The organism is Amycolatopsis sp. NPDC051045 (genome assembly GCF_040682955.1).
GTDB lineage: Bacteria > Actinomycetota > Actinomycetes > Mycobacteriales > Pseudonocardiaceae > Amycolatopsis.
The window spans coordinates 363695-386063 of record NZ_JBFBCC010000005.1; the positions used below are offsets into that span (position 1 = coordinate 363695).

At 70.2% G+C, this 22369-nt stretch carries 23 protein-coding genes and 2 pseudogenes; 11 read left to right on the plus strand and 14 right to left on the minus strand.

The annotated features are described in order from the left end of the window. Positions 1–118 precede the first annotated feature (118 nt). From AB0M80_RS15515 to AB0M80_RS15530, 4 genes are read left to right on the plus strand one after another with little or no spacing between them, the layout of a single operon-like run. Positions 119–682, plus strand: a complete 564-nt coding sequence (locus AB0M80_RS15515; RefSeq protein WP_364564359.1) for a hypothetical protein — start codon at positions 119–121, stop codon at positions 680–682. An 18-nt stretch (positions 683–700) separates the two neighbouring features. Further along, the gene (locus AB0M80_RS15520; RefSeq protein WP_364564362.1) at positions 701–1159 is read left to right on the plus strand and encodes a MarR family transcriptional regulator; all 459 of its coding nucleotides are present in this window, start codon (positions 701–703) and stop codon (positions 1157–1159) included. Between the two features lie 26 nt (positions 1160–1185). Then, the gene (locus AB0M80_RS15525; RefSeq protein ID WP_364564365.1) at positions 1186–2586 is read left to right on the plus strand and encodes an MFS transporter; all 1401 of its coding nucleotides are present in this window, start codon (positions 1186–1188) and stop codon (positions 2584–2586) included. A gap of 33 nt (positions 2587–2619) precedes the next feature. Next, entirely contained in the window at positions 2620–2916 is a 297-nt protein-coding gene (locus tag AB0M80_RS15530) for a DUF1330 domain-containing protein (RefSeq protein WP_364564368.1), read from the plus strand. A gap of 213 nt (positions 2917–3129) precedes the next feature. Here the strand turns inward: AB0M80_RS15530 and AB0M80_RS15535 are convergent, their stop codons facing one another. From AB0M80_RS15535 to AB0M80_RS15545, 3 genes are all read right to left on the minus strand, one after another. Beyond that, complete coding sequence (locus tag AB0M80_RS15535) at positions 3130–3621, minus strand: hypothetical protein (protein WP_364564371.1); 492 nt, start codon at positions 3619–3621, stop codon at positions 3130–3132. Between the two features lie 62 nt (positions 3622–3683). Continuing rightward, complete coding sequence (locus AB0M80_RS15540; protein ID WP_364564374.1) at positions 3684–4634, minus strand: hypothetical protein; 951 nt, start codon at positions 4632–4634, stop codon at positions 3684–3686. 160 nt (positions 4635–4794) lie between these two features. Beyond that, positions 4795–5109 carry a hypothetical protein gene (locus tag AB0M80_RS15545; protein WP_364564377.1) on the minus strand — a complete coding sequence of 105 codons (315 nt, stop codon included), beginning with the start codon at positions 5107–5109 and terminating at the stop codon, positions 4795–4797. A 556-nt stretch (positions 5110–5665) separates the two neighbouring features. On the opposite strand from AB0M80_RS15545, the gene AB0M80_RS15550 reads away from it, so the two are divergent. Then, positions 5666–6121: a DUF3253 domain-containing protein gene (locus tag AB0M80_RS15550; protein ID WP_364564782.1), complete on the plus strand. Its 456-nt coding sequence runs from the start codon at positions 5666–5668 to the stop codon at positions 6119–6121. Here AB0M80_RS15550 and AB0M80_RS15555 read toward each other — a convergent pair. The 5 genes and pseudogenes from AB0M80_RS15555 to AB0M80_RS15575 all read right to left on the minus strand — a co-directional run. After that, positions 6031–6288 (minus strand): annotated as a pseudogene (locus AB0M80_RS15555) (L-rhamnose mutarotase); the annotation flags it as partial. The gene AB0M80_RS15550 and the pseudogene AB0M80_RS15555 overlap by 91 nt on opposite strands. An 11-nt stretch (positions 6289–6299) precedes the next feature. Continuing rightward, the gene (locus AB0M80_RS15560; protein ID WP_364564380.1) at positions 6300–7475 is read right to left on the minus strand and encodes a mandelate racemase/muconate lactonizing enzyme family protein; all 1176 of its coding nucleotides are present in this window, start codon (positions 7473–7475) and stop codon (positions 6300–6302) included. Between the two features lies 1 nt (position 7476). Beyond that, entirely contained in the window at positions 7477–8304 is an 828-nt protein-coding gene (locus tag AB0M80_RS15565) for a carbohydrate ABC transporter permease (RefSeq protein ID WP_364564382.1), read from the minus strand. Beyond that, a complete protein-coding gene (locus AB0M80_RS15570) occupies positions 8304–9167 on the minus strand; it encodes a sugar ABC transporter permease (protein ID WP_364564384.1) in 864 nt (287 codons plus the stop codon). Before AB0M80_RS15570 ends, AB0M80_RS15565 begins: the two co-directional genes overlap by 1 nt. Before the next feature lie 44 nt (positions 9168–9211). After that, entirely contained in the window at positions 9212–10486 is a 1275-nt protein-coding gene (locus AB0M80_RS15575; RefSeq protein WP_364564386.1) for an extracellular solute-binding protein, read from the minus strand. A 153-nt stretch (positions 10487–10639) separates the two neighbouring features. Here AB0M80_RS15575 and AB0M80_RS15580 point away from each other — a divergent pair, with 153 nt between their 5' ends. From AB0M80_RS15580 to AB0M80_RS15595, 4 genes and pseudogenes are all read left to right on the plus strand, one after another. Further along, on the plus strand, positions 10640–11413 hold the full coding sequence (locus tag AB0M80_RS15580) for a FadR/GntR family transcriptional regulator (RefSeq protein WP_364564388.1): 774 nt from the start codon (positions 10640–10642) through the stop codon (positions 11411–11413). A 90-nt stretch (positions 11414–11503) separates the two neighbouring features. Next, positions 11504–11878: pseudogene (locus tag AB0M80_RS15585) on the plus strand (aldo/keto reductase); the annotation flags it as partial. 108 nt (positions 11879–11986) lie between these two features. Further along, positions 11987–12376: a fumarylacetoacetate hydrolase family protein gene (locus AB0M80_RS15590; RefSeq protein ID WP_364564391.1), complete on the plus strand. Its 390-nt coding sequence runs from the start codon at positions 11987–11989 to the stop codon at positions 12374–12376. A 31-nt stretch (positions 12377–12407) separates the two neighbouring features. Beyond that, complete coding sequence (locus tag AB0M80_RS15595; protein WP_364564394.1) at positions 12408–13385, plus strand: DUF1707 domain-containing protein; 978 nt, start codon at positions 12408–12410, stop codon at positions 13383–13385. Positions 13386–13498: 113 nt separating this feature from the next. On the opposite strand, the gene AB0M80_RS15600 is transcribed toward AB0M80_RS15595, so the two are convergent. Then, the gene (locus AB0M80_RS15600; RefSeq protein WP_364564396.1) at positions 13499–14332 is read right to left on the minus strand and encodes a MarR family transcriptional regulator; all 834 of its coding nucleotides are present in this window, start codon (positions 14330–14332) and stop codon (positions 13499–13501) included. A 124-nt stretch (positions 14333–14456) separates the two neighbouring features. Then, complete coding sequence (locus AB0M80_RS15605) at positions 14457–15329, minus strand: LysR family transcriptional regulator (RefSeq protein ID WP_364564399.1); 873 nt, start codon at positions 15327–15329, stop codon at positions 14457–14459. Positions 15330–15428: 99 nt separating this feature from the next. On the opposite strand from AB0M80_RS15605, the gene AB0M80_RS15610 reads away from it, so the two are divergent. Beyond that, on the plus strand, positions 15429–16271 hold the full coding sequence (locus tag AB0M80_RS15610) for a TIGR03620 family F420-dependent LLM class oxidoreductase (RefSeq protein ID WP_364564401.1): 843 nt from the start codon (positions 15429–15431) through the stop codon (positions 16269–16271). A gap of 124 nt (positions 16272–16395) precedes the next feature. On the opposite strand, the gene AB0M80_RS15615 is transcribed toward AB0M80_RS15610, so the two are convergent. Next, positions 16396–17127: a zf-HC2 domain-containing protein gene (locus tag AB0M80_RS15615; RefSeq protein ID WP_364564404.1), complete on the minus strand. Its 732-nt coding sequence runs from the start codon at positions 17125–17127 to the stop codon at positions 16396–16398. 227 nt (positions 17128–17354) lie between these two features. Here AB0M80_RS15615 and AB0M80_RS15620 point away from each other — a divergent pair, with 227 nt between their 5' ends. Then, positions 17355–18083 carry a hypothetical protein gene (locus AB0M80_RS15620; protein WP_364564407.1) on the plus strand — a complete coding sequence of 243 codons (729 nt, stop codon included), beginning with the start codon at positions 17355–17357 and terminating at the stop codon, positions 18081–18083. On the opposite strand, the gene AB0M80_RS15625 is transcribed toward AB0M80_RS15620, so the two are convergent. The 3 genes from AB0M80_RS15625 to AB0M80_RS15635 all read right to left on the minus strand — a co-directional run bounded on the left by AB0M80_RS15625 (position 18065) and on the right by AB0M80_RS15635 (position 22361). Next, positions 18065–19513 (minus strand): glycoside hydrolase family 43 protein, encoded by a 1449-nt coding sequence (locus AB0M80_RS15625; RefSeq protein ID WP_364564409.1) that lies wholly within the window; start codon positions 19511–19513, stop codon positions 18065–18067. The two genes, AB0M80_RS15620 and AB0M80_RS15625, sit on opposite strands and share 19 nt — an antisense overlap. Before the next feature lie 67 nt (positions 19514–19580). Next, positions 19581–21350: a DUF1996 domain-containing protein gene (locus AB0M80_RS15630; RefSeq protein WP_364564411.1), complete on the minus strand. Its 1770-nt coding sequence runs from the start codon at positions 21348–21350 to the stop codon at positions 19581–19583. Between the two features lie 282 nt (positions 21351–21632). Beyond that, positions 21633–22361, minus strand: a complete 729-nt coding sequence (locus tag AB0M80_RS15635; protein ID WP_364564413.1) for a cupin domain-containing protein — start codon at positions 22359–22361, stop codon at positions 21633–21635. Positions 22362–22369: the final 8 nt, after the last annotated feature.

Below are 22369 nucleotides of genomic sequence, written 5' to 3' on the forward strand. Positions count from 1 at the left end.
CGAGGAGTTCCTTCGCCGCGCCTGGTCACCGGCGCTCCAAGCGGCCGAAAGGTCGCCGCGTTCGGTGTGGGTCAAGGCCGCGGTGTGGTGGGCACGGGCGAGCAGGATCGGGTCGCCCATGACGCGCAGCACCGGGATGGTGCCTTCGATCAGCTCGGTCGCGCCGGCGAGGTCGCCGCGTTCGCGGTGGACGCGGCTGAGCTCGAGCCGGGTCCTCGCGCAGGTCGCCTGCGGTGACCCAGCACGCGAGGGCCCGCTCGTAGTAAACGGCCGATTCGTCGAGGCGGTCCTGTTCGTAGCGCAGCCAGCCGAGACCGCCGAGCAGCCGGGCTTCCGCGGCCCGGTCACCGGCGCGCTCGGCGGCCGCCAAGGCCGACTGGTGCGTGCGCCACCAGAGGCTGAACTGGTTGGTGAGGGCGAACGACGACGAGCTGAGCGACGCGGCCAGCCAGGAGGCGAGCGTGCTCAGGTCGAGCGCGGCCGCTCGCTCGACGACGGCGACGAGGCCGGCCTGCTCCGCTTCGAACACTCTTCCGGCTCGTCGAGCAGCTCCGCGCGCGCCGCTTCGTCCAAAATGGACGACAGTTCGGCGGCGATGATCTCGGCGGCGCCGGGCTCAGACCGCGTCGGGTACCGGCTGTCGCCGAACCCCGGTCCGGAGATGCATAAAGGATTCATATAAATCTGCTATGCTTCAGGCGTGAGTCGCCGAGACGCCGCGCACGGCGCTTCCGAGGCCATCGGGTCGGCCCTCTACGGTTTGGCCACCAGGGCCGTGAGACGCCTCCCCCGCGACATGAGCCTGACGTCCGCCGCCACCTTGGCCACCCTGGACAAGACCGGCCCCCGACGGATCACCGATCTGGCGGTGGCCGAGGGCGTCACCCAGCCCGCGATGACCGTCCTGGTCCGGGTGATGGAGGAATCCGGGCTGGTCGAGCGGAAGGGTGATCCGTCCGACAAGCGGGTGACGCTGGTGTGCCTGACCGAGGCCGGCGCGTCGTACGTCCGGACGCGACGCCAGGCGGGCGTCGACGCGTACGCGCGGTTGATCGGCGAACTCACGGGTGACGAGGTCGAGGCCTTGGCAGCAGCCCTTCCGGCGCTGCTGCACCTGGCGGAGCTCGAAAGCCACGCCCGCGAGGAGCCGGACCGGTGACCGCGGGCCAGGCTCACGACCAGCCCATGAGCACTGCCTTGATGCGTTCCGAGGCACGTCTGCTGGTCCCCGCTCTGATGTTCATCGCCCTGGTCGTGGCGGCGGTCGCCAGCCTCGGGACGCCGCTCATCACCAGCGTGGCGACCACGTTCCACGTCTCCCTCGACAGCGCGCAGTGGACGCTGACCATCGCCCTGCTCAGCGGCGCCGTCGCCACACCCGTCCTCGGCCGGCTCGGAGCCGGTCCGCACCGGCGGGCCACGATTCTCGCCACGCTGGCGATCGTCGTCGCCGGCAGCGCGCTCACCGTGCTGCCGCTGCCGTTCGCCTGGCTGCTCGTGGGCAGAGCGGCCCAAGGCGTCGGACTCGGTCTCACGGCGCTGATGATGGGCGTGGCCCGCGACCACCTCCCCGAGGAGCGCAGCGCGGCCACGATCGCCCTGATCTCAGTGGTCTCCATCATCGGAGCCGGCGTCGGCTACCCGCTGGCCGCGCTGTTCGCCGAGTTCGGCGGACTGCGGGCCGCCTACGGCCTCGGCCTGCTCGTCACCGCCATCGCCTTCGTGACCGCGTGGCGCTCCATGCCCGCTGCTCCGCAAGGCCGCTCCGCTCACGTGAACGTGGCCGGTGCGCTCGTCCTGGCGGGTGGACTGTTCCTCGTCCTGTTCCTGGCCGGCGAGAGGAGCCTGTGGAGCCGGCACCTCGCCGTGGCGGTGACCCTGGCCGTCGCCGCCGTACTCCTGCTTTGCGTCTGGACCATTTCCGAACTGCGGACCAAGACGCCCCTGGTCGACGTCCGGGCGGTACGGCACCCGGCGGTCGCCGGGGCGAACATCGCCATGTTCGTCGGCGGGAGCGGCATGTACCTCCTGCTCACGCTCATCACCCGCTACGCGCAGACGCCGCACAGCGCCGGCTACGGCTTCGGACTGACCACCTTCGTGGCGGGGCTGGTCCTCATCCCGTTCTCCGTGCTGGGGTTCGTCGCCGGCAAGCTCACGCCGCGGGTCCGGACGCGGATCGACGGCCCCCTGCTCCTGGCCGGCAGCGCCGCCATCGTCGGCGGCGGGTTCGTCCTGTTCGCCACCGCCCGGTCCAACCTGGCCGAACTGCTCGCGGCCATGGGCGTGCTGGGCTTCGGCGTCGGCAGCTTCTCGGCCGCCATGCCCGGCGTCATCCTGGCCGTCACCCCCAAGAGCGAGACGTCGAGCGCCATGAGCTTCAACTACGTCGTCCGCAGCGTCGGGTACTCCCTGGGCAGCGCCATCGGCGGCCTGGTCCTCGCCGCGGGCACCGCCACGGGCCGCCTTTTCCCGAACGACGACGCTTACACGACCGCGGCGCTGGTCGGCATCGGTGCCATGGCGATCACGACGCTGGCCAGCCTTGCTCTCGCCCGCCGACGCTCGTCCGAGACCACCCTGTAAGTCAGATGCATTCATTCCAACACTGGAGGTTCCATGCCCAAGGGCTACTGGGTCAGCGTCTACCCCACCATCACTGACCCTGAGAAGCTGGCTGCCTACAACAAACTGGCCGGTCTGGCCGTCAAGGCCGCAGGCGGGCGGACGTTCGCCCGCGGCGGCAGCCGGGTCGTCGCACACGAAGCCGGAATCGCCGAGCGCGTCGTCCTGGTCGAGTTCGACAGCTTCGAACAGGCGGTCGCCGCATACGAGAGTGCGGCCTACCAGGAGGCGCTGGCCGAACTCCCCGACGGCTTCGAGCGCGACTTCCGCATCATCGAAGGCCTCGACTGACGATCGAGGCCGCGTCGGCGACGAACACGAAGCCGACTGCGGGGATCACCCCGGCTCGTCAACGCGCCGCACCGTCGCGAACAGCGCCGGGCCAGTGGCATCGGCGGTGATGTCCAGTCCGGCGACGGTTCCCGGCGGTGCGGCGGGGGAGAAGCAGAACGTGCCTCTGGGGCGGCACAGGCGGGACAGAGTGGTGCGGAGCGGCGACAAGGTCTACCTGACGCCGGATTCGAAGCAGGTCGACGCTGCCGGGCTATCGGCGGTGAGGCTGAAATCAGTGAATTTCCACTGGTGCTCGGATGTGCCCCGCGCGAAGATCGCGATCGCGCCGTGCGGGTGGCAATAGATGAGGCCGCCTTGGCCGGCGATGGCGGCGGCCTCGAGCGTCTGGGTGAGGATCGTCAGCGAGGCGCCGTCGTTTGCGCGCAACTCGGCGATGGCCTCGTCCGCGGTTCGCGTTCCGAAAGGATGGTCCATCAGGTCGGCCAGCGTCTCGTAGTCGTGGTGGCAGGCCGCTTCGTGCACGACGCGCACAAGGCCGAGGGTCTCAACTTCCAGGGGTCGACCCGTCCGGTCGACGGCCGTGACCGGACCGCACGTCGGCGTGATCTGGGATGGCACAGGGTTTTCCGCGAGGTCGGGTTCGTCCGCTGGGGTGTCCGTCCTGCCGAGCACAAGCCAGACCGCCCCGGCGATCAGCAACAAGAGGAGTACGGCTCCCGCCGCGTACCACGCTGTTCTTCGCATGACGTCCCCAGTGATCGGTGTCAGCACCCTGGCAAGATTTTCAGGTGCTGTGGATCCGGTTGCGGGCTGACACTGAAATCTGGCTCGAGCTCGTAGGCGGTCCGGTACGACGCCACGTGGCTTCCGGCGCAGGAGAACCCGGTCACTCGAAAAGGTTTCCCGGCATTGTCGATGATCGTCTGCTTGATCTCCGTGCCAACCTGGTAGACCACGGCGAGAACGTAGTCGTAGGCGCTCTTGGACGCCAACGCGGTCACGACCACTTCACTGGTCTCGCCGTCGGTGAGCTTGATCGTGTGGGACGGGAAGTACGGGCCTGCGGGATAGTTCCGGTCTGTGTTCTTGTTCTGCACCGCCTCCTGCAGAACCGGAAATCGGTCGTCCAGGTCGAGCAGCGTCTGCGCCGAATACTCCGCTCCTTGCGGTGGAACTCGCACGAGACCGCCGTTCAACGGAGGTGTCTTCTTGCGGATCACGACCCTGATGTCGGTGACGACGACCTGTCCCGCCCTCGGGCCCTCCAAGTGCAGCCTGATGGCCTGGTGCTCCAAGCTTGCGGCGCCGGTCAGCCGAACGTCGAGCGCGAGGGCCTGATCCTCCGTGGCCGCCATCGGCCGGGACAGCCTCGCGGCCAGGCCGGCGCCGGGAAAGCCGGGATCTTCACTTGCGTAACCCCATGGCGCGTGGTCGTTGGCCGAGAGATCCGCGGTCACCCGCAAGGCGGATGGCGCCTGGTCCGGCCGGTCGCCGGCCGTGGAACCGGATGGCCACAGCCAGACGACACCCGTTGCCGTGAGGGCAACCACCAGCCCGCCGACCAGCCACGGCAACAACCGTGCCTGGCGCCGGCCGATGTGGACGTCGCCATGGATGTCGCGTGCCTGGACGACCTGATCGGTATTTCCCCACTGGACGTTCCTCGAAGAACTGCCACCGCCGTCAGCCGGATCGGGGGACGCACCGCCGGTCATCGAACTCCCAAGATCACTTGAACGCCAATACCGCGACTCACCTCGCCGCGATTGCCGCTCCCGCGAAAAGGAGCCCCGATCCTACTGGAACTTGATCCGGGTCTTCACCGACCTCGCCTACGGCTGCAGCCGACGAACCGGGCGGGTGGTGACCCCGTGATCACCGCACGGTGAAGTCGGCGGAGGCACCGCCACTCTGTCCGGCATCGGTGACGATGTCCACCTGGAGCCGGTAGCTGCCGGGCGTGTCAAGGGACTCACCGAAGTTGAACATCGTGATGCCGCCGGAGGTGCACCTGCCGTTGCGTCCCTTGTGAACCGCGGATCCGGCGCGTAGAAGTGTCCAGGAGGGGTAGCATCCCGAACTGAGCTGGCCGGCATCGTCGTACACGTTGACATTTGCGCCTGGGGTGGCTCCTGTTCGGTATTCTGATGGGCCGACCTTGCCGCCTGTGCCCATTTTGATGGTGATCACGAGCGCGCCTGCCCGCGTCGGTCTTGCACCGGCCGTTGCGGCCGCCGGCGCGGGTGGTGACTTTGCAACCTCGGGGGAAGTGGGGTTGGATATCGTGCTGGGAGCTTCCTCGCGAGGTGCAGGCGTTGATGAGTTTGACGCAATAAGGTCTGCCGTGCTCGGCTGTCCTGCCGATTGACGGGGTGTGGTTTCGGATGACTCGCTGGTGCCGGTGAAGCGTTCGACGAAAGACAGAGCGCCGTCCAAGTTGGCTGCGACGACCACCGCGGTGGTAACGAATGCGACCACCGCGCCCCACTTGCCGAACCTGGCCCAACGGTCACTTCTGGGTGTCATTTGACTCTGAGCCTCCTGGACGTAGGTGGTGCAGCCACCTGTATCGGTCCTGGAGCCCGAAAAGTTTCTCTGTTCGGCGGTGTGGCGTAATTTCGGCGGAGACGGCGACGAGGCTGGGGCGCGGTGGCGATGGGTCAGGTGCCTCGAATACTGATCAAGCGGCGGGCTGCACCGATTTGCCTACGCGGCGAGATGGTGCGATCGGTGCGACCCTGGCGGGATGACCGATCGCCCAGGGCCACGACGAGAACTGGAGCGGATCCGGGAGAGCGGTGGACCGGGTTCGGCTCATTCCCGGGCGGCTTTGGGCGCCGGGCCGCTGCCCGATCGGCTGCGGGCCGCGATCATCGCCTTGGCTTCCGCGCGAGGCGAAGGCAGCAGCACCTGTCCTTCCGACGCGGCCAGGGCGCTGGCGGACGAGTGGCGTCCGCTGCTGCCACAGGCCCGGGAATCGGCACGCGAGCTCGCGCGGGCCGGCGAGGTGCGGCTGACCCACGGTGACCGGGTGCTCGACCCGGATGGCGATACCTCCTGCATCGGCGCCCAACGGAGACCGGAACCGGCCGGCGCCATGGGTTCCTGGCACGGGTCGGTCAACGTCCACCAGCGCTGCGACTCCGGGTCGGCGGCGATGCGGGCCTGGTCGGCGTCGTGGTCGTCGCCGATGTACTCGTAGTAGCCGAACAGCAGGTCGCCGTGCCGGAAGATCGTGAAGTTGCGCATGTTCGCGTCGAGCATCGCCTGTTCGGCGCCGGGCCAGACCGCCGAGTGCAGCCGCAGGTACTCGTCGCGTCGCTCCGGGCGCAGCCGGATCACCATGCCGTAGCGCTGGGGACTGTCCATGCCGGTCTCCTCTAGGCGTTGATCGCGGCGCTTTCGGCGTTCGGTTCGGCCGCGTGCAGGCGATGGCCCGCGCGTTCGGGGCGGATGTGCGAACCGCCGGACGACGGTGAGGGCACCAGCGGACTTGCGGTGGCGATCGCCTCCTCGTCGAGGTGGATGCCCAGGCCAGGACCGTCGCCGAGGATGTAGGACCCGTCCGCGATGTGCAGGTCCAGGGTGACGCCCAGCGGTGGTGTGAGGTCCTGGAGTTCGCTGACCAGGTGGTTGGGCACCGAAGTCGCGGCGTGCAGCAGACCGACCGGCGAGGTGCCGATGGGGCTGACGGGCAGGTCGTGGGCGTGGGCCAGGGCGGCAACCCGCAGGAAGTGGGTGATGCCCCAGACCGCGGCCGTCTGGACGATGTCGACCGCGCCGGCCGCGATGAGCGGGCGGTGCTGCTCGAGCCCGGTGAGGTTCTCCCCGGTGGCGACGGAGGCGCGGATTCCCTGGCCGACGGCGAGGTGCCCGTGCGCGTCCCATCGCCGGACGGGTTCCTCGATCCAGGTCAGGTCCAGCGTCTGTTCGAGCTCGTGAACGTGGCGGACGGCCTGTTTGCGCGTCCAGGTCTCGTTGACGTCGAGCATCAGGCCCGGGCGTTTCCCTTGGCCCGCCTCGGTCAGGACGTCGCGGACCAGCGTGAGGCGGTGCCGGTCACGCTCGATGTCGAGGCCGCCCTTGAGTTTCGCCGCGCGCAGTCCGCGCTCGGCGTAGGCCTGGTACAGCGCGACGAGTTCGCCGTCGTCCAGGGCGATGTCCAGACCCGAGGCGTAGGCGGGCACGCGGCGGTCGCGTCCGCCGAGCAGCCGCCAGAGCGGTTCCCCCGCCAGCTGCGCCTTGATGTCCCACAGCGCGGTGTCGAGGGCGCCGATGGTGCCGAACACCGCGCCCGCGTGGCCCGCCTTGAACGTCCGGCGCAGCATCCGGTCGTAGAGGGCGGTGACACAGCGCGGATCCTCGCCTTCGATGGCGGCGAAGACGGTCTCGGCCTCCACGTGCGACCCGAGCCCGACCCCGGTGACGCCGACATCGGTCTCGACGATGATGATCGGCACCCCCAGGACACCGTCGGCGTGGACGCCGTTGGCGTCGCCGATCGGCCGGCCCCAGTCATGGACGGCCGTCAGTGTCCGGTAACCCGTGATGCGCATGTCAGCCCTTCGTGGACCCGGCGGTGACCCCGTCGGCGATCTGGCGTTGGAGGAACAGGTAAACGACCAGGACGGGTATCGCGGCGATCAGCACACCGGAGGCGAACGTGGGGATGTCGTCGGAGTACTGCCCGCGCAACGCGGTGACCCCGACCATCAGCGTGCGGTGTTCGGCGGACGGCATCATCAGCAACGAGATGAGCACGTCGTTCCAGCAGAAGAGAGCGTTGAGCACGCCGACCGACAGCAGCGCCGGGGCGCCCATCGGCAGCATGATCCGCCAGTAGACCCCGTACACGCTGTTCCCGTCGATGCGCGCGGCATCGACGATCTCCGCCGGCACGGTCGAGTAGTAACTGGTCATGAGGAAGATCGTGAACGGCAGGAACTGCGCCACGTACGCGAGGATCAGCCCGGGGTAGGTGTCGATGAGGCCGGTGCCGGCCATGACCCGCGCCAGCGGAACCATGATCACCTGGAACGGGATGAACAGCGCGGCGAGGATACCCAGGAACAGCGTGGACGAGCCGCGGAAGCGCAGCCGGCCGAGCGCGAAGCCCGCCATCGACCCGAGCAGCAACAGCAGCACGACCGAGCAGGCGACGACGATCACCGAGTTCAGGAAGTACTTCGACATCCCGACGCTCGTCCACGCCTTGACGATGTTGTCCCAGCGCAGCGCGTCGGCCAGGGAGAAGCGGTCGAGGGTGTAGTCGCGGCGGGTCTTCATGGCGACGTTGGCGGTGAACACCAGGGGATAGATGGTGGCCAACGCGAGCGCGGCCATCGGGACGGCGACGACCCACTTCGTCAACCGGGTGCCGGACATCAGTCCTCCTTGCCGGTGGCGCGTCGCAGGATGCCGATCTGCGCCAGTCCCACCACGAGCATGATCAGGAACAGGGCGGTCGACGCCGCGGAGGCGAGCGCGGGCTGGTTCAGCTGTCCCTGCTGGATCCAGATGTAGTACTCGGGCAGGTAGGTGGATCCCTCGGGCCCGCCGCCGGTCATCACGTACAGCAGGCCGAACATCGACGTCAGCATGCCGATCATCGTGGTCACGAAGACGAACTGGATCGTGCGGGACAGGCTGGGGATGATCACGTGCCGGACGGTCTGCGGAAAGGACGCGCCGTCGACCTCGGCGGCGTCCAGCAGCGAGGCGTCGAGGGTGGAAAAGCCGGCCAGGAAGACGACCAGCGCCATGCCGAACGTCGCCCAGATGTGCACCCCGACGACCGCGAAGATCGCCACGTCCGGATCGCCGAGCCAGTCCACCGGCCCGAGACCCACACTGCCGAGGAGCGTGTTGAGCGGACCGTCGAAGGCGAGCAGCAGGTTGAAGATCGCCCCGACGATCACCGGGGAAAGCACGGCGGGGAAGAAGTAGACGCCGCGGTAGATCCGGTTCCCCGGCACCTTCAGGTAGATGAACGTGGCGAGCAGGCCGGGGATCACCACCGCCACTGGGAGCAGCAGCACGAGCAGGCCGACGTTGCGCAACGTGGTGCGGAACAGCGGATCGCCGAACAGGGTCACGTAGTTGTCGAAGCCCACCGAAGCGCCGTTGCGGTCGCCGTCACCGGTGAAGGAGAAGTTGACCCCCAGCAACAGCGGCCACAGCCGGAGCGCGGCGATGATCAGCACAGCCGGCGCCACGAGGACCAACGGCGCGAAACGCTCGGCCCGCACCCCGGAACGGCCGCGCCGTGACAAAGGCCCTCCAGCCACGCCGATCAGCCCGTCGTCTTGTCGGAGGCGGCGAGTTGCCGCAGCGCCTCGTCCACGGTGATCGATCCGCTGAGCAGTTGCTGGGAGAGGCGTCCCATCAGGTCGACCGTCTTGGAGGACAGGGCGACGTGCAGGGCGGGCTTGCCGGTCTTGACCTCCGACACGATCGCCTTGACGGCCGGGCCGCCCGCGGAGACGTCGATCGAGGTGTCCGCCGCGATCGCGCCACCGTCGGCGTAGAAAGCCTTCAAAGCGTCGCTCGAAGACAGCGACCGCACCAGGTCCGCGGCCAGCTTCGGGTCCTTGGTCCACTTCGCGACCCCGTAGCCGATGCCGCCGTCGTACGGGAGGCTCGGCTGCGCCGCGGGGTTGACCACGGGAGCGTCCATGACGCCGACCTTGTCCGCGCCGAGGAACTCGGCGAAGTCCTTCCAGTGCCCGATGTCGGACATCAGGCCGATGATGTTGGCCGCCTTGGCGGACTGGAAGACCGCGAACGAGTCGTTGAACATCGCGGTGGAGTTGGCCCCCTCGTTGTTCAGGCCGGCGTCGTTGGTCTGCTTCCAGAGTTCGAAGATCCGCTTGACGTCCGGCGAGGACCAGTTCCGCTTCCCGGCGATCCAGTCGTCGTACTCCTGCGGCGTGAGGACGGCCGATCCCATGGCCGACAGGAAGAACTGGATGCCGTTGCCTTCCTTGTTGCCCAGCGCGAAACACTTCGCGCCCGTCTTCTGCGTGATGACGCCGCAGTCGCGGACGAAGTCGTCCCAGGTCCGGCCCGGAGCGTCCGGGTTCAGCCCGGCTTTCTCGTAGAGCGACTTGTTGTAGTAGAAGGGATGACCTTGCAGCGTCACCGGTTCGGCGTAGATCTTCCCGGCTTGGGTGAAGGCGTCCCAGCCGGCCAGCCGCTGCTTGTCGTCGGCGACGTAGGAGTCCAGCGGGGCCAGCGCGTCGGCCCGGTCGCGGATCTTCCCGCCTCCGTTGAACAGGATGACGTCGGGTCCCTTCCCGGACTGGATCGCGGCCCCGAGCAGGGTGTAGTACTGGTCGTAGGGCTGGGCCACGAACTCGACGGCGACATCGGGATGCTGCTTGGCGAACTCGGCCTTGGCCTTCGCCACGTAGCCGGCTGCCTTCGCGTCACCGGACTTCCAGTCCCAGACCACGAGCTTGCCGCTGGCGTTGCCGGAGGGGGAACCCGGCCCTGCGGCGCTCCCGCAACCCGCGGTCAACGCCAGTCCCACGACCAGGGCGGCGGACCATAGTGTGCGCTGCTTCATTGCTGCTCACTTCTGCAGACGGTGGCCGGGCGACGGACGGGCCCGACTGAGTGGGCAGAAACGTAACTCGTATGACGTATGACGTCAACGGTCAGCTCCCGTACACTCTCAGCACGCTCGTCGCACGTCGCCGCGAGCACGACCGGAGGAACGATGACGGCATCAGGCCAGCGACCCAGCGCGAGCGCTCCCGCCGCCCCGGAGTGGGCGCGCCGGCCGGCGAACCTCGCGAGGGCGGTCACCGCCGAGCTCGTGGGGCGCATCGTGGGCGGGGTTCATCCGCCCGGGACGTCGTTGCCGGCCGAGCCCACTCTCGGCGAGACCTTCTCGGTCAGCCGGACCGTCATCCGCGAAGCGGTGAAAAGCCTTCAGGAGAAGGGCCTGGTCCAAGTGCGTCAGGGCGCGGGCACGGTGATCAACCCGCCATCGAGGTGGAACATGCTCGACCAGCTCGTTCTCGGGGCCGTCATCGCCGAGGACGAGACCCTGGCCGTCCTGGACGACCTGGTGGTCACCCGCCGGCTGCTCGAATCGGACATGGCCCTGGTTGCCGCCCGTACCGCCGGCCAGGACGCCGTCGACCGGCTGCGCGCGCTCGTGGACCTCATGGACCAGCTCGTGGACGACCCGCTCGCCTATCGCGACCAGGACATCGCCTTCCACGACACGATCATGCAGGTCTCGGGCAACCGCATCGCCAGGGGCGTCGTGCGCGCGCTGGAGAGCCAGGTGATCAACACCGCCCGCTACATGGGCACCAGCGAACGCGCACAGTGCGTGGCGTCCAACCAAGGCCACCGCCGCATCTGCGAACGGATCGCAGCACGCGACCCGGCCGGCGCCGCCGAAGCCATGTTCGACCACATCACCGAAGCCTGGCTCGTGCGCCGCAGCGCGGCCGGCGACCCCGGCCGCCTGGACCGTTAGCCCCGGCGGCGCGGGTTCGAGCACCGGTTGCGCCCGAGACGAGGAACGATGACCACCGGCCAGAACCCGTTGTCCCGGCTGGGGCTGGGCACCGCTCCGCACTACGGACTGGGCCTGGCGGAACGACGGCTCGGCGCCGCGCTGGCGGACCGTCCGCGTTCGGAATTCGTGTTGTCCACCAAGGGTGGGACGGCTGCTGGTGCCCGATCCGGCCGGAGCGGGACGGCAGGACGACGGCGGCTTCGCGGTCCCCGCGACCCATCGCCGGGTATGGGACTTCAGCGCGGCCGGCGTGCTGCGCAGCCTGGAGTCCTCGCTCGAAAGCCTCGGTCTCGACCGGGTGGACGTGGTCTACCTGCACGACCCGGACGACCACTGGGAGCAGCCGTGCGCGAGTCCGGCTCGGACACTGTGGACGTCGTCATGCTCGCGGGCCGCTACACCCTGCTGGAACAGCCCGCGCTGGCCGGATTCTCCCGCTGAGCTGTGGGCGGATCTGCGCGACGAAGGACTGCTCGCGGCCGGCGCGCCCGCTCCCTGAACCAGAACCGCTTCGACAGAATGAGGAACGGCATGCGACTGCTGCGAGTGGGCGACTCCGGATCAGCGGTGCCTGTGGTCCTGGCCCAGGCCGGCCAGGCACGCGACCTGCGGCCCGTGACGAGTGAGATCGACGGTGACTTCCTGGCGGGCGGCGGCCTTTCGCGGTTACGCCACGCCCTGGCGGACCTCCCGGCGCTGGACAGCCCGCAGGACGCGGCGGCGGTGATCGCGGGCTACGCGATCTCGAACGACGTCAGCGAGCGCGACTTCCAGCACAAGCGGGGCGGCCAATGGCAAGGTGTTGATCTGTGGCGGCGCTGCCGTCAGACTCGTGGCCGGAGTGTTCGGCCCGGGGGTCGCTGGGCGTGCCGGGAGGATGCGAAGATCGTTGGTCGGGTGGTGGAGTCCTCAGGTACGTAGGGGTCCCCGGCGGAACCATGCGTTGGCCGTGGTGGACTACGCGTTGGCCTGTGGTTGGCTGGACCAGAACCGCTACGAGGATCTCCGTCAGGCGGTGGCGAAAGCGGGCTATCACGACCTGCCGGCGGTGGTGGCCGACCTGCCCGCGCCGAGGTGGGACACGGTGCCCGGCACCACGCCCGTCGGCGACCTCGAGCGCGAGTTCGCGGTCGCCCTGCTGGACATCGCAGTCCAGAACGAGTCGTTGAGCGGCGCCGACCGCAAGTGGCGGACCGTCTTTGCGGCCAAGGCGCGAACCGCGGCCGATCTGCTCGTGTTGTTCCTCGACATCGAACCGCACTTGAGGCACCGGCGGAACGATCCCGCGATGGCGGTGGGTCTCGAGCGGCTCGCGTTCGTGCAGGAAGCCCTCCTGGTCAGAGGCCGCGGCAGGCTGAGCAGGGCGGAGTTCGACAGCTTCCTCGAACGCGCGGCCTCGGGCGAGAGCCTCGACATCCTGCGCGGCGCGTTGGACGGCCGCCGTCAGGCCGGCCGGCCGTACAGCCACGGCGGCAACCGGGCTGCAGAGCCCGCAGTCGAGCCGGCGGTGGTGGTCGAGCCTGTCGTGGCCGAGCCCGCGGTCGGCGACCCGCCGGCGCTCGACGTCGACCGGGCCCGGATCGCCAAGTACCTCGAACAGGCGTTGGTCGCGGAACGACTCGGTCCGGGCGAGCACGCGGCCCGGACCATCGCCGTCTGGTCGGCGACGACGACCCGCGAGCTGGCGAAGCTGGTGGTCGACCTCCCGTTGCCGGTCGATGAGCCCCTGCGTGACCGCAAACCGGACCCCCACTCCGACGACCTGATCACCCCGGCCCACCGCCAGGTCGTGCTCGACCGGTTGGCCCGCGCGATGGCCGGCGGCGTGCTCACCCTGTGGGAGTACGAGACCCGGCTGGACGTGGCAGTGAAAGCCGGCACCTTCGAGGAACTGACGCCGGCGACCACCGGCCTGCCACCCGGCTGGTAGCCAACCGCTCATCGGCCGAGACGACCGGTCAGCCGCATGCGCGCGCGGATCGCTACGGTCGGCAACGATCGAGGTGATCAACGAACGCGGCGAGACGAAGGCGTCGTCGACCGCTACGACGGGAAGACCGTCCGGAGGGCAGCCGAGATCGGTTCGAGGTCGGTGACGAGGCGGTCGAGTTCGCTGGGGCTCAGCGCGTTGTAGGGCGCCTCCGCGAGCCGGTCGGTCAGCGCCTCGACTCGTTCTTTCGTGGCGCGACCGTCGGCGGTGAGCCAGCCGTCGGCCCCGACCAGGCCGCGGGCGCGCATGCCGTCGATGACCGCGGTCAGTTGCGCGGCGGGGAGGTGGCCGAGCCGGCCGAACTCCTTCGCGGGCATGTCGACGGACAAGGCGTGCAGCACGTGGGCTTCCGTCCCGCCGACACCCTCGGTCAGCAACGCGACGGTGTGGCCGTCGCCGCGGTGCTCGCGGAGCAGGGTGGCCGCGTGCCACAGCCGCGCCACGGGCTCCTGCGGTACCGGGAGCGCGCGCAGAGCGGCGTAGAGGGCGCGGCCCTCTACCGGTGCGCTGGTCGCCGCTTTCAGCAGGAGGTCGCCGGCGCTCGCGACGCCGGGGCCGTCGGCGAGTTCGCCGAGGATGCGCCGCATCCCCGCGACGCATCCTCGTTCGCGGGCGGCGATTGCTGCTTCGGGCGTGGTCAGGTCCCAGACCTTCGGGAGGTGGTGGGCCACCTCGCCGGGGGCGAAGCTGTAGAAGACGGCGTGGACGACCTCGGCCGGCACCCCGGGGCCGAAAGGCGCGGCCCGTCCCGCGAAGTAGGCGTCCCACGGGTTGCGCAGGCCCAAAGCCAGCAGGGCCTCGTCCGACTCGTCGGCGAAGTAGGGCACGAGGCCGATGGGCTCGATCAGGTCGTACATGCGGCGGGCTACGGCCTCCGGGTGCGACATCTCGTCTCCTGCGATCCTGGCGGTGCCCTCGTGGCGGCCGCTCACCTCCTCCACGAACGGCTCACCCGGGATCCGACACCGAGCCGGATTTCTTTCGGCAGGTGGGTGCGTGGCGGCAGCCGGCTCAGCTCGTCGCGTCGTCGCGGAACGTGGCCACGACGCACTCGGCTGCACTGCTCGCCTTGTCGGCGGCGACGACGACGCTGCCGACGATCGTGATCGCCGGGTCGAGCGGAAGGAACCGGACGCGGGTCGAGCGGATCTCGGCGACCTGGTCGGCGGGGAGCACGGTCCAGCTCCGCGGATCCGAGCCGACCTCGACGATCGTGTCCTGGAGTGTGCCGGTCGGCCGGCCCGCCTTCGGGCACAGCCCGGTTTCGTGCAACGCCAGGACCACGGCGTCGTGCAGCGACACGTCGTGTTCACGGGCGGGAACGCGCAGCGTGTCGCCGGCCAGTTCGGCCAGGCCGACGGCCGGGCGGTCCGCGGCCGGATGGCGTTGGGACACCACCGCGAACAGGCGTTCGGTCCAGGTCGGCAGCACCGTCAGCCCGGGCACGGAGCGCACGCCACGAGTCAGCGCCAGGTCGAGGTCACCCTGCCGCAGCGCGTTGAGCCGGGCTTCGATCGGCAGATCGACCAGCACCACGTCGAACTCGGGCGCGCGCTCGCGGAGGGCGTCGATGCCGCGTTCCAGGCGGGCGGTCAGGCCGGCGGCGGTGCCGATGCGCACGGTCGTCGTGACCTGCCCGGCCGCGACCTGGACCTCCGCGGCCGCGGCGAGTGTCCGGCGTGCCGCGTCGAGCACCCGTTGTCCGGCTGCGGTGAGCCGGACGAGCCGGGGTGACCGGTCGAGCAGCCGGACCCCGAGTTCCCGTTCCAGCCGGGCGATCTGCTGGCTGACGGCGGGCTGCGCGATGTGCAACCGCTCGGCGGCCCGGCCGAAGTGCAGTTCGTCGGCGACGGTGACGAAATAGCGCAGCGCCCGCAGCTCCATGGCCTCCGCCCGGTCCGGTCTCGACGATAAGGCGAGCTTATCGCAGCACGGGCCGGTTGAATCTGGCTCGCCTCGCCGACCGGTGCTGAACTCATGACCATGACCATCGATCTGGGACTCCTCGGCGCCTACCTGACCGCCGCCGACGCGACTGCGGCGCAGGCCGTCGCGCTGGAAGACGCCGGATACGGCGCGGTTTGGCTGGCCGCGTCGCCGGCCGCCGATCTCCTCCCGGCGGAGCGCCTGCTCGACGCCACCAGCCGGATCGTCGTCGGTACCAGCGTGATCAACGCTTGGCAGGCCAACGCGGGGACCGTCGCGGATTCCTATCACCGGATCGCGGCGAAGCACCCCGATCGGCTCGTCCTCGGCATCGGCGCCGGCCATCGGGAAATCGACGCCGGGTACACGTCCCCGGTCGCGAAGATCACGACCTACCTGGACACCCTGACCGCGGCCGGTGTGCCCGCCGACCGGCTGCTGCTGGCCGCACTCGGGCCCACCATGCTCCGGCTGGCCGCCGACCGCGCAGCGGGCACGGTCACGCTGCAGGTGACGCCGGAACACACCCGGCGCGCCCGGGAAATCGTCGGCGCGGACAAGTTGGTGGTGCCCGGACACGGCGTGCTGCTGGCCACCGACGTCGAACGGGCCCGCGCGACCGGCCGGGCCGCGGTGGGCCCGCTGCTCGGGATCGCCAACTACGCCGGCAACCTCCGGCGGATCGGCTACACCGACCAGGACCTCACCGAACCTTTCAGCGACCGGTTGATCGACGCGCTGGTGCTCCACGGCGACGCCGCGGCCATCGCGGCCGGCATCCACGCGGAGCTGGCGGCGGGGGCGAACCACGTCGGCCTGCACGCCATGGGCGAAGACCCGATCGGCGTTCTGCGCACGATCGCCCAGGCCGTGCCCGATCAGCGCGTCCTGCGGACGTAGCCGGGACGACGAGGACGGTGTCGATCGCCCCGGTCTCGAAGGAGCGTCCGGCGGGCAGGAACGTCGTCACGCCGGCCGTGGCCACCGAGGTCGGCGCGAACACCCAGCTGGTGCGGGAACTCGCCTAGGCGGCGTGGCGCCGGCTGGCCGGGCGTTGCGGGTAGCCGCGGCGACCCGGCTTCGGCGCCGCCACCGGACCCGCGCCCGGCAGTTCGACGTCGTCCCCGGTGTGGATCGCCGTCCTGAGGTCGGGCCCGGGGACCGGCGTGCGGCGGACCTGCCGGTGGACGGCGAACAGCAGGCCGACCCCGGCGACGACGAGGGAGTGCGACAGCAGCCGTCCGACGGTGACCTGGCCGCCGGACGCGTCGATCGCGGACATGACCCCCAGCACCAGGACGAACCCGCCGAACGCGGGGAGCAGTCCACCCGCGGCCCGCGGGCGTAACGCGGCCCAGAGCAGGCCGATGCCGACGGCGACGTTCCACGCCGCGCTTTCGTTGCTCAGGTGCGTGGCCGCGACCAGCGCGCCGTGACCGGCGTGTGCGTCGCCTTCGCCGAGCAGTTCGGCGAGTCCCAGCCCGCTCTGCGCGAACGCGACAACGGCCAGCGCGATCCGGACGCCCCACTTCTCGGCGCGTGGCGCCGGAACGTCCGCCAGGATGCGGGCGCTCAGATCCGGCACCACCGGCGCTTCCCGGACGAGCATCGTGCGGCGCAGGCGGAGGGCCTGCTCCTGCCAGCTCCGGCAGTCCGGGCAGCCCTCGACGTGCCGGTCCAGCACAGCTTCCGGCAGTGCGGCGGTCTCGCCGTCGATCCGCGCCGACAGCGACTCGCGGATATCTGAGCAGTTCACGAATAGATAGTCGGCCAACGGCCCGGCTTGGTTCCCGGCGGGTGTCCCCGCCCTCGCCAGTGGAGCACGGCGACCTCCACGGCCGTCGCTTTCGGTCATCGTCGTGTGAGCACTGGACAGATCCGTGACAGTTGCCGCGCAGTGCGGTTTGGCGGGCAACTTTCCCACCGGGGCGAGCGTAGGAGTTCGGTAGCGGCGTGTCCGGCCGGACGACGAGGGGAGCTCGGATGGCGGAAAAGGGTCACTGGATCACGAAGGACGGCCGTCGGATCTTCATCCGCGACGGTGGCCGGGGCAAAGGGGTGGTGGTCGCCGCCGTGGCTGCGCTGGCGGTCGCCGGGGGCGCTGGTGGGGTCGGGGCGTTCGGTGGGGCCGGCGGTGCCGGGGCCGCGCCGGAGGTCTTGGCCGGGAACACCGCCGGTGATGTCGTCGATTCCCTGCCCGGGCGTTCTCTCGAGACGCGGCGCGCCGAGGGGCGGGAGTCGGCCAAGCGGGGGAAGTCGAAAGAAGCGTGGAGCAAGCTCAAGTTCAAGGAACTCAAGCGTGCGGTGCGGCGCCTGCAGCGGGAAGGCGACTGTGTCGCCGCCGCGACGGACCAGGTGCGCGACTTCCTGACCAGGACGCCGTGCACGTCGCTGGACCGGATGCTGCTGGCGGTCGGGGACGGCCACGGCAACGCCGCCGTGATCTCGGTGGTGCGGGTGGGGTTCCGCTCGAAGAAGCAGGCGAAGGCCTTCGAGAAGGTCGAGGCGGTGCAGGGCAGCGGTGACGTGCGGCCGCTGGAAATCGCCGCCGTCCTCGGGGTCGCCGGGGTGCGGATGACCGGGCTGCACTACAAGTCCCGTCCGGAGGGCTACGGCATGGTCGTCGCCGAGGCCGACACCGCCACCGGTCACGTCGACCACGGCACCCTGGACGCCCTCGCCGATGTCGCCGCCTACCTGCCGGTCAAGTAGCCGAATTCGCGCAGGGTCGCGGTTCCGTCGAGGACCTCCACGCCGATCATGCGTCCGGTGAAGCCGGCCGCGACCTCCGTGGACAGGTACCGTCCGTCGAACGAGCCGAGGACCCGCGCCCGGCCGTCGTCCCGGAGCACCGACAGCTCCAGCAGATCCGGCTCGGCCGCCTCGTTGAACGGGCCGGAAACGGGTGGCCGGAGCGCGCGGATCCGCAGGGACACCAGGGCCCCCGCCGCGACGGTGGTGACCGGGTGGCGAGCCGGGCCGATGGCGAGCGTGGCCGTGACGGTGGCGCCGTCGGCGGTGAGGCCGTACCAGTGCCGGTCGTCGATGCGCACGAGGAACTTCGCGGTGCCCCGGGAGACGTCGAGGTGCGCCACCGCCGTCCACTGTTCGTCGAGCGCGCGGGTCAGCAGCGCTCGCCCCTTCGTGAGGACCAGTTCGCCCGGCCCGGCCCAGCGGGTGAAGGTTTCCGGGCCCACGCCGGGGGCGACCCAGCGCGGGTGCAGTGCGGCGGTGGCGAAGCCGTCCGTGAAGCTGTGGTCGGCGGGCTCGATCGGGAACCGGTCCTCGGCCACGACGGGCCAGCCGTCCACCCAATCGACGCCGGCCAGGAAGGTTTCGCGCCCGTTGACGTGGAACTGGGGCGTCTTGCCGCGGGGCCGCACCCCCAGGTAGACCATCGCCCAGCTGCCGTCGGCGCACTCGACCAGGTCGCCGTGGCCGGTGTTCTGCACCGGGTGGGTGGTGCTGCGGTGGCTCAGGATCGGGTTGCCGGGTGCGGGCTCGAAGGGACCCGCCAGGGTCCGGGCGCGCGCGATGGTGACGGCGTGGCCGCGTTCGGTGCCTCCTTCGGCGAGCAGCAGGTACCACCAGCCGCCGACGCGGTACAGGTGCGGCCCCTCGGGGGCGGCGAGGCCGGTGCCGTTCCACAGCAGCCGCGGCTCGCCGAGCATCGCCCCGGTGGCCGGGTCGATCGGCACACTGGCGATCCCGGGCAGCTCCGGCGCGAACGACGCCCACGTGAGGTGGCAGACCCCGGCGTCGTCCCAGCAGAGGTCCGGGTCGATGCCGGTGGTGCCGCCCACGTGCACGGGGCCGGACCACGGACCGGCCGGATCCTCGGCGGTCACGATCAGGTGCCCGCGGTGCGCCTCGAGGATGTCGGTGGTGACGAGGTGGAACCGGCCGTCGTGGTGGCGCAGCGTCGGGGCGTAGACGCCGGTGTTCGCGGCGCCGTCGCTCGGCGGCAGCTGATCGGGCCGGGTCAGCGCGTGCCCGAGGAGCTCCCAGGAGACGAGGTCGGTGCTGCGCCGGATCGGGACGCCGGGCACGTACTCGAAGCTCGAGTTCGCCAGGTAGTAGGCGTCGCCGACCCGGCAGATCGACGGGTCCGGGTGGAAGCCCGCCACGATCGGGAGGGTCATCGCTGTCTCCTTGCGGGTGCCCGCCGCGGGGATGGCGCGGCGGCGGGCACCCGGGCCGGCGGTCAGGTCAGGCGTTGCAGGTCTTGCCGCGGTTGATGCAGTTCACGACCTGGTTCATGATGCTCTGGGACATCACGTTGGCAAAGTCGTCGTGGTCGGACAGCGGGTTGTGCTTTTCGGACGGGAACGAGTCCACTTTGTACTGTTTCTTGACCTGGATGTCGTGCGGGATGTCGTAGACGAGCGTGATCCGCAGCTGCGGCACCGCCTTGAACCCGGCGGCGCACCGCCCGGCGGCGTCCGGGAACACGATGTGCGTGCGGTGGTTGGCGCTGTCGGTGTTCTTGCCGTCCCAGCAGCTGGGGAAGGTGTGGAGCCGTTCGACCTTGCTGCCTTCCGGGCAGATCGGGTACTTGTCGGTCAGCCGGTTTTCGAAGCCGGTGCAGGTCCACGCCGCCCGGGTGTTCTTGGTCCCGTTGATGGACGGCTTGGCGTCGCCGGTGAGGGCGCGCAGGAACTTCGGCATCGCGGTGACCTTGCCGGCCGGGCTGCCGCGGAAGGTGATGCCGACCTTCGCCGGGCGCTGGATCTGACCGTCGTTGTCGGGCAGTTCGTTGTTGGCGTCCGGACCGGGCAGCGGCGTGGCGCCACCGGCGTTGCCCGCGCCGGTCCCGGGCTGCGCGGTGCCCAGCGTGCAGGGCGCGAGGGCGTCGAGGCCTTGGGGCCGCGCGGCGGTGCGGCCGATGGCGATGGCCATGCGGTCGATGGTGGCGACGCGTTTGTCCTTGAGCGGGCCGAGGATGGCGTTCTGCACGAAGTTGGGGCCGCCCTGGCCCTGGCTGGTGGCGAGCCGGTTGTTCGCCTCCTGGAGCTGGGTGTTCAGCAGCTGGAGGTTGCGGTCGACTTCGGCTTTGGCCGAGGCCGGGACGGCGGGGAGCTTGCTCGCGACGTCCGGGCAGGTGATCTGCTGCGCCGCGCCGGCGGGGGCGCCGCCGCCGTTGCTCGCGGGATTGCCGCCGGCGCCGGCCTGCTCCCGCAGCGTGCAGGGGGCGAGGGCGTCGAGGCCTTGGGGCCGCGCGGCGGTGCGGCCGATGGCGATGGCCATGCGGTCGATGGTGGCGACGCGTTTGTCCTTGAGCGGGCCGAGGATGGCGTTCTGCACGAAGTTGGGGCCGCCCTGGCCGCGGGTGCTGACCAGCCGCTTGTTGGCTTCGTCGATCTGCGTGTCGAGCAGGTCCAGGTTGCGGTTCACCTCGGCCATCGCCGAGTCGGGGACGTCGGGCAGCTTGCTGGCGACGTCCGGGCAGGTGATCAGCGGACTGGCGCCGTCCTGGGCTGCCTGGTCGCGGTCACCTTCCGGGGACTGCGCCGGCGGGTTCTTCTCTTCGTCGGCGGTGTCGATGCGCACCACGGGCCAGAAGTAGGCGGACTTGTCCCCGTTCTTGCAGGTGGTCCCGGCGGCTTCGAGGCTCTTGTTGTTCGAGTCCGCGTTGGACGACAGGTTGCCGACGTAGTCGTGCAGGTGCTGGGCGCCGTTGCGGATCCCGGGCTGGGCGACGAAGTTGTCGGGGTTGAAGTGCTGGTTCTCGTTGCGGCCGCAGTCCACGGTGAAGGTGCCGGTGGCCGCGCCGCGGGAGTTCGCGGGTTCGGCGTTGTTCGGCTTCACCTTCAGGATGTCGATGTAGAGGGCCGGGTCGGCCTCGTCGGCGCTGGCCTGTCCGGGGTCGCCGAACGTGGTCGAAAGCGCGATTCCGCCGGCGGCCACGGCGAGCGCGAGGGCACCGGTGGCGATCTTGGTCCGTCGGGAGAGGCGATGCTTTCCGGTGTTTCCGGGCATGGGGTGACTCCGATGGGTGCAGGGAAGAGGAAACCGCGGAATCCGCTGGCCCGACACCAGCGAAGCGGTTGGTTGTTAGCGATAACAATGCCCGTCTCGTGAAGCGGTGACTGATTTTTTCGGGAGATCATTGCGGGGCGGGCACGACGGTAATCGTGACCCGCGCGAGCCGCGATGTCCAGAGTTTTGTGACCCGGCGAAAGAGTTCGGAAATGTGTTGAACCGAAATGAACCGGGAGCCGTGTACCCAGGTGTCGCGTGCAGTGTGACCAGCGGGGACGGTCAGCTGTCCAGCGGCGTCAGAAGCGGGGTTTCCCCTGGGCCGACGGGGAAGTAGGCGAGGAACGTGACGCCATCGTCCTGGGCGTCGAAGCGGGCGATGCGGGTCGATTCGGGCTCGTAGAAGATGTCGCCGGGGGTGAGGACGGATTCGGGTTCGCCCTCGATCCGGTAGACAGCTGAGCCCGTTTCGATGCTGCCGAACACGGGTCCGTTGTGGACGTGCAGGCCGGGGCTTTCGTGCGGGGCGATGGTGATGCGGCGGACCTCGACGTGGCCGACCACGCGGGGGACCGGGAGCTGCTGGTCCAGCAGCAGCGTGCGGGTCACGGCCGGGACGGCGGCGGGTTCGCCCTCGCCGGCCGGGCCGCCGAGCTCGGTCGGGGTGCCGTCGGCGGGGAGTTCCTCGATCGCCAGGTGGGTCAGCGGCGTGGTGTCGGTGGCGCCGTGCCAGTGCCACTCGCCGGCGTCGACGCGGACCGTGTCGCCCGGCCTGATCAGCTGCGCCGGGCCGCCGCGGCGCTGGACGTAGCCGGTGCCGTCGGTGACGACGAGGACCTGGCCGAGCGGGTGCCGGTGCCAGTGGGTGCGCGCCCCGGGGGCGAACTGCACGCGGTCGACCCGGGTGCGGGACGGGCCGTCGGGGACGGCGAGCGAGGTGATCCACGCGCTGCCGGTGACCGCGTCGGCGGGGGCGGCGGTGCTGGTGGACGGAACGCGGCGGACGTGCACTTCGGTTC